At 74.1% G+C, this 9553-nt stretch carries 10 protein-coding genes; 4 read left to right on the plus strand and 6 right to left on the minus strand.

Annotated features, from left to right (window positions below; all coding sequences use genetic code 11):
* From GFJ45_RS13235 to hisC, 4 genes are all read right to left on the minus strand, one after another.
* On the minus strand, positions 1 to 543 hold a 543-nt coding region (locus GFJ45_RS13235; RefSeq protein WP_153397975.1), incomplete at its 3' end, for a biotin/lipoyl-containing protein.
* A 63-nt stretch (positions 544 to 606) separates the two neighbouring features.
* Positions 607 to 1578 carry an alpha-ketoacid dehydrogenase subunit beta gene (locus GFJ45_RS13240; protein WP_153398001.1) on the minus strand — a complete coding sequence of 324 codons (972 nt, stop codon included), beginning with the start codon at positions 1576 to 1578 and terminating at the stop codon, positions 607 to 609.
* 26 nt (positions 1579 to 1604) lie between these two features.
* The gene (gene pdhA, locus GFJ45_RS13245; RefSeq protein ID WP_407670399.1) at positions 1605 to 2822 is read right to left on the minus strand and encodes a pyruvate dehydrogenase (acetyl-transferring) E1 component subunit alpha; all 1218 of its coding nucleotides are present in this window, start codon (positions 2820 to 2822) and stop codon (positions 1605 to 1607) included.
* Between the two features lie 136 nt (positions 2823 to 2958).
* On the minus strand, positions 2959 to 4059 hold the full coding sequence (hisC, locus tag GFJ45_RS13250; RefSeq protein ID WP_153397988.1) for a histidinol-phosphate transaminase: 1101 nt from the start codon (positions 4057 to 4059) through the stop codon (positions 2959 to 2961).
* 67 nt (positions 4060 to 4126) lie between these two features.
* Between hisC and GFJ45_RS13255 the strand changes: the two genes are divergently transcribed.
* The gene (locus tag GFJ45_RS13255) at positions 4127 to 4510 is read left to right on the plus strand and encodes a phage holin family protein (protein WP_153397990.1); all 384 of its coding nucleotides are present in this window, start codon (positions 4127 to 4129) and stop codon (positions 4508 to 4510) included.
* Positions 4511 to 4514: 4 nt separating this feature from the next.
* Entirely contained in the window at positions 4515 to 5306 is a 792-nt protein-coding gene (locus GFJ45_RS13260; protein WP_153397992.1) for a dienelactone hydrolase family protein, read from the plus strand.
* Here GFJ45_RS13260 and GFJ45_RS13265 read toward each other — a convergent pair.
* Together GFJ45_RS13265 and paaN are read right to left on the minus strand one after the other, a co-directional pair.
* A complete protein-coding gene (locus GFJ45_RS13265) occupies positions 5270 to 6061 on the minus strand; it encodes an NUDIX domain-containing protein (RefSeq protein ID WP_228387003.1) in 792 nt (263 codons plus the stop codon). The genes GFJ45_RS13260 and GFJ45_RS13265 overlap by 37 nt on opposite strands.
* A gap of 11 nt (positions 6062 to 6072) precedes the next feature.
* The gene (gene paaN / locus GFJ45_RS13270) at positions 6073 to 7776 is read right to left on the minus strand and encodes a phenylacetic acid degradation protein PaaN (RefSeq protein WP_153397994.1); all 1704 of its coding nucleotides are present in this window, start codon (positions 7774 to 7776) and stop codon (positions 6073 to 6075) included.
* Between the two features lie 35 nt (positions 7777 to 7811).
* On the opposite strand from paaN, the gene paaI reads away from it, so the two are divergent.
* A complete protein-coding gene (paaI, locus tag GFJ45_RS13275; RefSeq protein ID WP_228387011.1) occupies positions 7812 to 8252 on the plus strand; it encodes a hydroxyphenylacetyl-CoA thioesterase PaaI in 441 nt (146 codons plus the stop codon).
* A gap of 47 nt (positions 8253 to 8299) precedes the next feature.
* Entirely contained in the window at positions 8300 to 9526 is a 1227-nt protein-coding gene (locus tag GFJ45_RS13280; protein ID WP_153397998.1) for an FtsX-like permease family protein, read from the plus strand.
* Positions 9527 to 9553: the final 27 nt, after the last annotated feature.

Consider the following 9553-nt stretch of genomic DNA (forward strand, 5'->3'; position numbering starts at 1 on the left):
CGTCGCCATCGGCCGCAGGAACGGCAGCGTCGACCACAGCCGGTCGTAGCGGCTCACGTGCTCGGCCTGCAGCTGCCGGGTCCGGGAGGCCCACATCCGCTCCCGGGGGTCGCGCCGGCTGACCGCCCCCTCGGAGGGCCCGTAGCCGACCAGGTTGGCCTGCCGGCCGCCGCCCTCCTCGGTGCCCTGCGCGCTCTCGGTGCGCTCGGTGCCCTCGGCCTCGGGCACCAGGTCGTCGGCCCCGGCACCACTCTCCCCCGTGGTGGCCGCCCCGGCCTGCCCGCCGCTGCCCTCGTCGTCGCCCTCGCCGGTGTCGACGCTGACGATCGGGGTGCCGACCTCGACGGTCTCGCCCTCGGGCACCAGGATCTCGGTGACCGTGCCCGACCAGGGGATCGGCAGCTCCACCAGCGACTTGGCGGTCTCGACCTCGACGACGACCTGGTTGACCGTGACCTGGTCGCCGGGCTGGACCCGCCAGCTGACGATCTCGGCCTCGACGAGCCCCTCGCCGGGGTCCGGGAGCTTGAACTGCTGCGGCACGGGCTTCTCCTTCGCGGGCGGTCAGCGCTCGGTCGGTGCTTCAGGACCTGCTGGGGGCGCCGGTCAGTACGCCAGGGACCGGTCGACGGCGTCGAGGATCCGGTCCAGGTCCGGGAGGAAGACCTCCTCGTGGCGGCTCGGCGGGTAGGGGATGTTGTAGCCGCCGACCCGCAGCACCGGGGCCTCCAGGTGGTAGAAGCACTCCTGCTGGACCAGCGCCGCGAGCTCGGCACCCATGCCCAGGAAGGTCTGCGCCTCGTGCACCACGACGGCTCGCCCGGTGCGCTGCACCGAGGCGGTGATGGTCTCGACGTCCAGCGGCGACAGCGAGCGCAGGTCGACCACCTCCACCGAGGGACCGCCCTCGTTCTCGGCGGCCTGCGCGGCGGCCAGGGCGGTCTTGACCATCGGCCCGTAGGTCAGCAGCGTCACGTCCTCGCCCGGGTGCCGCACCGCGGCGTCGTGCAGCCCGAACGGGGCGCGCTCGCCCAGCTCGATCTCGCCGCGCTCGTGGTAGCGGCGCTTCGGCTCGTAGAACATGACGGGGTCGTCGCTGGCGATGGCCTGCTGCATCATCCAGAAGCCGTCCTCGGGGGTGGCGCAGGTGACCACCCGGAGCCCGGCGGTGTGGGCGAAGTAGGCCTCGTTGGACTCGCTGTGGTGCTCGACCGCGCCGATGCCGCCGCCGTAGGGGATGCGGATGACCAGCGGCAGCCGCAGGTGGCCCAGCGAGCGGTAGTGCAGCTTGGCGATCTGGCTGACGATCTGGTCGAAGGCCGGGTAGACGAAGCCGTCGAACTGGATCTCGACCACCGGCCGGTAGCCGCGCAGCGCTAGCCCCACCGCGGTGCCCAGGATCCCGGACTCGGCCAGCGGGGTGTCGATGACCCGGTCCTCGCCGAAGTCCTTCTGCAGGTGCTCGGTGATGCGGAAGACGCCGCCCAGCTTGCCGACGTCCTCGCCCATGAGCACGACCGTCGGGTCGGCCTCCATCGCCGCGCGCATCCCGGCGTTGAGGCCCTTGGCGAGGGTCATCTTCTGCGTCGTCGCCTCGCCCACCGTCACTCCTCCTCCTCGAAGCCGGCCACGTAGGCGGCGAACTCGTCCCGCTCCCGCGCCACCAGCGGGTGGGGGTCGACGTAGACGTGCTCGAACATCGCCTCGTGCGGCGGGTTGGGCATCTGCTGGCACTCCCGCCGCACCCGGGCGGCCAGCTCGTCGGCCTCGGCGTCGAGCTCGGCCAGCCAGTCCTCGTCGGCCAGCCCCTCGGCGGTGAGGTGCTTGCGCATCCGGTCCACGGGGTCCTTGCGTCGCCAGGCCTCCACCTCGGCCTCGATGCGGTACTTGGTGGGGTCGTCGGAGGTGGTGTGGGCGCCCATCCGGTAGGTGAAGGCCTCGATGAGGGTCGGCCCCTGGCCGGACCGGGCCCGCTCCAGCGCGGCCTTGGTCACCGCGTAGCAGGCGACGGCGTCGTTGCCGTCCACCCGCACACCCGGGAGGCCGAACCCGTAGGCCCGCTGGTAGGGCGGGACGGTGAACTGCCGCTCGTTGGGCTCCGAGATCGCCCAGTGGTTGTTCTGCACGTAGAACACGACCGGGGCGTGCGCGACCGAGGCGAACACCAGGGCCTCGTTGAAGTCGCCCTGGGCGATACCGCCGTCGCCGGTGAAGGCCATCACGGCGGTGTCACGGTCGGGGTCTCCGGTGCCGACCGCCCCGTCCCGCTGCACCCCCATGGCGTAGCCGGTCGCGTGCAGCATCTGGTTGCCGATGACGATGGTGTAGAGGTGGAAGTTGTTCTCGTTGGAGTCCCACCCGCCGTGGTTGACCCCGCGGAACAGTCCCAGCAGGTTGACCGGGTCCACCCCCTTGCACCAGGCGATGCCGTGCTCCCGGTAGCCGGGGAAGGCGTAGTCCTGCGGCCGCATCGCCCGGCCCGGGCCGACCTGGGCGGCCTCCTGGCCCAGCAGCGAGGGCCACAGCCCCAGCTCGCCCTGCCGCTGCAGCGCGTAGCCCTCGGCGTCGATGCGGCGCACCAGCACCAGGTCGCGGTAGAGGGCGCGCAGCGCGTCGCCGTCCAGCTCGTCGGCGTACTCGGCGTAGGGGCGGTTGACGTCGGTGTCCGGGACCCGCCGCCCCTCCGCGTCCAGGAACTGCACCATGTCGGGGCCGCCGTCGGTGATGTCCCGCTCGGGCGGCTCGTGGGTCTCACGGGTGTGGGCCGCGGCGGAGGGCGCACTCGGCTCGCTGCGCTCCGGCGCGACGACGTCGTCGCTCACAGGGTCCGCTCCTTCACTGTCGCGCCCCACGGGCAGGACGCGTGCCTGTTGCCGATCCGGGGCCACGCTACCGCAGCGCCACCGCCACTTCGGACCACGGGCGCCCGGTATCCGGACGGCCGGGGCACGGTGCCGGTCACGCGTCCGCGAGGCGCCGGCGGAACCCCCCGGCCACCTCGATCAGCCGGTCGTTGGCCTCGGTCTCACCGATGGTGCAGCGGGCCCCGTCACCCTCGAACGGCCGCACCACCAGGCCCGCCTGCTGGCACGCCGCCGCGAAGTCGAGAGTGTGCTCGCCCAGCGGCAACCACACGAAGTTGGCCTGGCTGTCCGGCACCGGCCAGCCCTGCTCCCGCAGCGCGGTCAGCACCCGGCCCCGCTCGACCACCAGCGCGTCGACCCGCTCCTTGAGCTCGTCGTAGCAGCCGAGGCTGGCGATCGCGGCCCGCTGCGCCAGGTCGGTGACCCCGAACGGGGTGGCGGCCTTGCGCAGCGAGGTCGCGATGGGCTCGTGCGCGACGCCGTAGCCGACCCGCAGCCCGGCGAGCCCGTAGGCCTTGGAGAAGGTGCGCAGCACCGCGACGTTGGGGTACTCCCGGTAGAGCGCGAGCGTGTCGGGCGCGTCCGGGTCGGTCACGAACTCCAGGTAGGCCTCGTCGACCACGACCAGCACGTCCTCGGGGACGCGGGCGACGAAGTCCCGCAGCTCGGCGTCGGTGACCGCCGGCCCGGTGGGGTTGTTCGGGGAGCAGACCAGCACCAGCCGGGTGCGGTCGGTGATCGCCTCCGCCATGGCCGGCAGGTCGTGCCGGGCGTCCTCGGTCAGCGGCACCTGCACCGCGGTGGCACCGGAGAGCGCGGTCACGATCGGGTAGGCCTCGAACGAGCGCCACGCGTAGACGACCTCGTCGCCCGGCTCGCAGCTGATGGTGACCAGCTGGGTCAGCACGCCCACGCTGCCGGTGCCGGTGGCGACGTGCTCCACCGGGACGTCCAGCCGCTCGGCGATCGCATGGCTGAGGTCGGTGACCGCCATGTCCGGGTAGCGGTTCATCGAGCGCGCCGCCTCGGCCACGACGTCCACCACCGAGGGCAGCGGCGGGTAGGGGTTCTCGTTGGAGGAGATCTTGTAGGTCGTCCGGCCCTCCTGCGGCGCCGCGGGCCGTCCCGGCTTGTACGCCGGCACCCCCTCCAGCGTCGTGCGCAGCCGCACCCGCGGCCTCCTCGACTCGGTCATGCGCGCAGCCTAGCCAGCCCGGCCCGTCACCCCGCCGCAGGGCAGCGGTGTCTGCCACGATGGGGCCATGTCCTTCCTGATCAAGGTCCTGGTCAACGGCGTCGCGCTGTGGGTAGCGGCCTGGCTCGTCGACGGCATCACCCTCGCCGACGACACCTCCTCGACGGCGGCCGCTGTCATCACGGTGGGCGCGGTCGCCCTGATCTTCGGTGTGCTCAACGCCGTCATCCGGCCGGCGCTGATGATCCTGTCGGTGCCGCTGCTGGTGCTCACCCTCGGGCTGTTCACCTTCATCGTCAACGCCGCGATGCTCGCGCTGACCTCCTGGCTGTCCGGCCTGCTGGGACTGGACTTCCAGGTGGCCGAGTTCTTCTGGGACGCGGTGCTCGGCGCCCTGATCGTGACGGTCGTGTCGCTGCTGCTCAACGCCGTCCTGCCCGACGGGAAGTGACCCGATGAGCGAACCCGCTGGCGTCACCGGGCCCACCCAGGTGAGCGTCCCCACCCCCGACGGCGAGATGCCGGCGCTGCTGTGGGAGCCGCCGCCCGCCACCGGCGGCGGAGGCGACGGCGAGCAGGGCGCCGCCGACCGGCCGGCGCTGGTGGTGCTGCAGGAGATCTTCGGTCTCAGCCACTTCGTGCAGGCCCGCAGCGCCGACCTCGCCGGACTCGGCTACCTGGTGCTGGCACCCCGCCTCTACTGGCGGCTGCCCGAGGTGACCATCGACGAGCAGGCGCCCGACTTCGTCGAGCAGGCCCTGGCCACCATGCAGCGGCTGGACTGGGACACCGCGGTGGCCGACGCCCGCACCGCACTGAGCCACGCCCGGTCGCTGGCCGGGTCCGACCAGCCCGCGGGCATCGTCGGGTTCTGCTTCGGCGGCGGGCTGGGCTTCGCCGCCGCGGCGGGGGCCGAGCCGGACCCTGCGGTGCTGGTGAGCTACTACGGCTCGGCGCTGCCGCGGCTCACCGAGCTGGCCCCTCAGGTGCGCTGCCCCTCGCTGCACCACTTCGGCACGGCCGACGACTACCTGCCGATGCCGGAGGTCGAGCGGATCACCGAGGCCGTCACCGCCGGCGGCACCCGCGAGGACGTCGAGGTGCACCTGCACGAGGGAGCCGGTCACGCGTTCGACAACCCCCACCCCGGTTTCCACCACCCGCAGGCCTCGGCGCGGGCGTGGGCGCAGACGCAGGACTTCCTGGCGCGCTACCTGCCGGCGGGCGGCAGCCCGTCCTCGAGGTAGAGCGGCCCGGCCGCCGGGTCGGCCGCCAGCACCGCCCGCACGTGCCGGGCGACGTAGGGCGCGACGTGCCCGTCCAGCTCCTCCGGCGGGCGCCAGTGCAGCGCCCGCAGCTCGGCCGGCTCCAGCACCGCCCGCTCGGCGATGTCGGGCACCACGCCCAGGTCGTAGACGCACAGCAGCGCGTCGTCCCACTGCCGGTACGGCGGCAGCCAGTTGATCGCCGCCAGCCGCGCCGACTCCGGCGGTAGCCGCACCGCCAGCTCCTCCTCGATCTCGCGCAGGACGGTGTGGGCCGGTGACTCCCGGGGGTCGACGACCCCGCCGGGCAGGTCCCACTCGGTCTTGTAGACCAGCTCGCACAGCAGCACCGCCCCGGCCTCGTCGCGCACCAGGCCCTGGGCGATCAGCCGCTTGGTGGGCAGCGCCGCGTTGAGCACGCCGAGGAAGGCCGCGCGGGTGCCGGGCGGCGGGTCGTCGGCCAGCCGCGCCAGCCGGGTGACGTCCCGGGAGCCGCCGTGCCCGTCACCGCTGCCGCGGCCCCGGGAGATCCCCTCGGGCCGCATCCCGGCCCGCTGCAGCGCCCGGCGCAGCTCCGGCCGGTCGACCGGCACCTCGGCCTCGACCCGGTGCACGCCGTCGGCGAAGGCCGCGCGGGCCTCGGCGTCGACCTGCTCGGGGTCGGGCACCGGCCCGTCCCGCTCCAGCTCCAGCGCGGCCAGGTGCGGGCCGAGGCGTCGCAGGCGCAGGTCAGTCACGGCAGGGCCGGTCACACGTGCCGGCGGCTGGTGACCACGCGGAACCGGCTGGCCACGAACGCGGCGTCGGTGTAGACGGCGTTGGCGGCCGGGTTGGCGCCGGTGCCGTGGTAGTCGCTGAAGGCGGCGGTCTGGTTGACGTAGATCGGCCCGGTGAGGTTCTCCGACAGCGCGACCCCGGCCTCGGCGACCGCCTCCCGCGCGTCCTCGAGGGTCTCCTCGCCGGTCGCGTAGACCGAGGCGGTCATCCCGCCGTGCTCGCGGACGGTCTCGGTGAGCAGCTGCAGCGACTCCTCGGTGGAGCCGGTCCGGATGAGGAACGCGACCGGCCCGAAGCACTCCGCGCGGTAGGCCTCCCGGTTGGCCGCGTCCACGGCGACGAGGGCGGGGGTCCGCACCACCGCGTCCGGGTAGGACGGGTGGGTGACCGCCCGGGAGTCCAGCACCACGGTCCCGCCGACTCGCTCGGCGAGCGCGGGCACGTCGGTCGCGCGGGCGCGCACGTCGTCGTTGACGGTGGCCCCGAGGACCTCGACGGCCTTGGCGTCGTCGGCGGTGAACTGGCGGATCGCCTCGGCGAGCTCGGCGGCCGCCTCGTCGAAGGACAGGTGGCCCTGGTCGGTGTCGATCCCGCCGGCCGGGAGGTAGACGTTCTGCGGGGCGGTGCACATCTGCCCCGAGTAGAGCGAGAACGAGAACGCCAGGTTGCTCAGCATCCCCTTCAGGTCGTCGGTGGAGTGGACGACGACGCTGTTGAGTCCGGCCGTCTCGGTGTAGACCTGCCGGGCACCGGACCCCGCCTCCTGCTCCAGCCAGCGCCCGAAGGCCGGGCCGCCGGTGTAGTCGATGAGCGCGACCTCGGGCCGCAGCGCCAGCTCCTTGGCCAGCCCCTCGCCGTCGTCCTCGGCGGCCAGCTGCACCAGCGCCGGGTCGAACCCGGCCTCGGTGAGCACCTCCCGGGCCACGGCTACGGTGATCGCCAGCGGCAGCACCGCGCGCGGGTGCGGCTTGACCACCACGGCGTTGCCGGTGGCCAGGGAGGCGAAGAGCCCGGGGTAGGCGTTCCACGTCGGGAACGTGTTGCAGCCGATGACCAGGCCGACGCCGCGGGGCACCACCCGGAAGTCCTTGCGCATCCGCACCGGCTCGCGCTTGCTGGGCTTCTCCCACACCACCGTCTCCGGGACCCGCTCCTGCTCCACGAGCGCGGCCACGACCGCCTCCAGGGCGCGGTCCTGGGCGTGCGGGCCGCCGGCCTGGAAGGCCATCACGAACGGCTGCCCGCTGGTGTGCATGACCGCGTGCGCCATCTCGTGGGAGCGGGCGTTGATCCGGTCGATGATCTCGACGCACACGGCCGCGCGGGCGCGCGGGCCGGCGTCGCGCCACGCCGGCATCGCCGCCCGGGCGGCCGCCATGGCGGCGTCGACATCGAGCCGGGGGTAGCGCACCCCCAGCGGCGGACCGTACGGGGAGACCTCGCTGGCCACGTGGTCGCCGGTCGTCGGCTGGTCCCCGAGCGCCCGGAACACGTCGTTGCGGGTCTCCTCGAAGGCCTGCGTCCCCCGCTCGGCCGACCCCTCCCCGTAGACCCGGGGCGAGGGCGACTCGGGGTAGCGGCTGTAGTAGGTCCGGCTGGCGAGCGCCGTGGCGGCCTCCTCCAGCACCTCGTGGTGGGTGTTGACCAGGTCGTGCACCGTTGCCGTCTCTGTCACCCCGTCAGCGTAACCAGCGTGCCAGGATGCTGCGCATGTCGAACAGCCCGGAGACCGGCCCCCACGTGCACCGGATGTGGGCCCAGGACCGCGCCAGCGCCCGGATGGGCATCGACTGCCTGGAGGTGACGCTGCGGGACGGGCTGGGCCTGGCCCGAACGCGGATGCGGGTGACCGAGGAGATGGCCAACGGGCACGGCATCTGCCACGGCGGCTACGTGTTCGCGCTCGCCGACTCCGCGTTCGCGCTGGCCTGCAACGCCGGCGGCCGGCCCACCGTCGCCGCCGGCGCCGACATCGAGTTCATCGCCCCGGCCCACGCCGGTGACGTGCTGCTGGCCGAGGCCCGGGAGCGGGCCAGCTACGGACGCAGCGGCCTCACCGACGTGCGCGTCGTGCGGGTCGGCGACCACACCCTCGTCGCCGAGCTCCGCGGCCGGTCGCGGGCTGTCACAGGTCGGTCACAAAACCGCTGACTCCTTGAGCGGTAACCGTCCGACGTCTAGCGTCCGGGACGGACAGGGTGGACGAGGAGCTGCGTATGGGGTCGGTCGGGCTCGTGCTCCGCCGTGCCCGGGCTGGGGCGGCGCTGCTGCTGACCATCGTGGCACTCGCCACGGTGGCGACCGGCATCATCGCCGGCACCCTGGGCTACAGCCAGGCGGCCGCGACCACGGCCGCCCGGGAGGCGCTCACCGGCTCCGACCCGACGGAGTCGGCGGTGCGGGCCCGGACCCGGCTGGCCGCCGAGGAGCAGGCCCGGCCGGTGCAGGACGCCACCGCCCGCCGGGTCATCACCGAGACGTTCGCGCCGGCAGCCGTCACCGTGCAGCGCACCGTCGTCTCCGAGCCGCGGCCCGTCGCCGGCCAGGAGCGGGACGTCGTGGCGTGGGCAGGCGACTGGCTGCGCCCGGACGGCGAGGACCCGGCGGTCGAGGTGGTGGCCGGCAGCTGGCCCGACACGGCGGCCGGCGCCGGGCAGGACGCCGCCGGCGCGGCCGTCCCCGGTGCCCTGCACGCAGGAGCCGCTGAGCTCTGGGAGCTGGCGGTCGGCGACGAGCTGGAGGTCGACGGCAGCACCGTGACCGTCGCGGCGCTGTGGCGGCCGGTGGACCCCACCGAGCCGCGCTGGTTCGGGGAGGCCCTCGTCGACACCGGAGTCGTCGAGGGCGAGGCCGGCCCCCTGGTCATGGGCGAGGCGGCCGTGGCCGCCCTGGGCCCGGCACCGTTCGTGCACTGGACGGTGCGCCCCGACCCCGACCGGCTCGAGCCGGCCCACATGGCGGGTCTGGCGGGGGCGGCCGAGGCGCTGCAGGACGCCCTCAAGGTGCCCGAGGTGGACCACCGTGGCGTCCTGGTCGAGGGCGACCTGGCGCCGACCACGGCGACCGCGGCCCGCAACCTGGCGACCGCCCAGGCGCTCGGCGCCATCCCCGTCGCGCTGCTGCTGCTGGTCAGCGTGATCGCGGTGGTGCAGATCGCGCGGCTGCAGGCCGCGGCGCGCACCTCCGACGTCGAGGTGCTCGTCGCGCGGGGTGCCTCGCGGCGGCAGCTGCTGGTGTGGTCCCTGCTGGAGTCGGTCGTCGTGGCGGTCGTCGCGACGCTGCTGGGGCTGGCGGTGGCGTTTGCCGTGGTGGCGGCCGTCCCCGCCGGGGACCAGCAGGGGCCCACCCTCGTCCGCGCCGCCGTGGGCACCGGGACAGTCAGGATCATGGCGGCGAACCGCAGATACATCGGCACGGAACCGTGAGAGGAGTGATCGCCATGCTGATGTGCG

The sequence above is a fragment of the Ornithinicoccus halotolerans genome (assembly GCF_009602535.1).
GTDB classification, from domain to species: Bacteria; Actinomycetota; Actinomycetes; order Actinomycetales; family Dermatophilaceae; genus Ornithinicoccus; species Ornithinicoccus halotolerans.